Source organism: Mesorhizobium delmotii, from assembly GCF_900149755.1.
Taxonomy (GTDB): Bacteria; Pseudomonadota; Alphaproteobacteria; order Rhizobiales; family Rhizobiaceae; genus Mesorhizobium; species Mesorhizobium delmotii.
On the sequence record NZ_FUIG01000044.1, the window covers coordinates 1 to 415 of the forward strand.

1 protein-coding gene is annotated in these 415 nt (G+C 67.0%); it reads left to right on the top strand.

Annotation, left to right across the window (positions count from 1 at the left end; translation table 11 throughout):
• Nucleotides 1–415, top strand: a 415-nt coding sequence (locus BQ8482_RS26545; protein WP_244602971.1) for a DUF6088 family protein, incomplete at both ends; no start/stop codon positions are given.

Below are 415 nucleotides of genomic sequence, written 5' to 3' on the forward strand. Positions count from 1 at the left end.
GCCGCCGGGGAGCTGCGCCGGATCGACCGAGGCCTCTATGACCGGCCGCGCACGAACAACCTGACTGGCCGCGCCACCGTGCCGGATTATCGCGCTGTGATCCGCGCCGTCACGCGCCGCGATCGGGCGCGCGCCGTCATCGATGGTATGACGGCCGCCAACGACCTCGGCCTGACGACCGCCGTCCCCGCCCGAATAGAAGTGCTGGTCGATGCGCGGTTGAAGCCAATCAAGCTCGGCACGCAGGAAATCCACTTCAAATACGCTGCCCCTAGCCGCCTCTATTGGGCGGATCGGCCGGGGATGCGGGTCGTCCAGGCCTTGCATTGGATGCAGGACATGCTGACCCAGAAGGGCGAACGGAAGCGTATCCAAGCGACGTTGCGCCGCCTGTTTGCCGACCCCAAGCACGGCG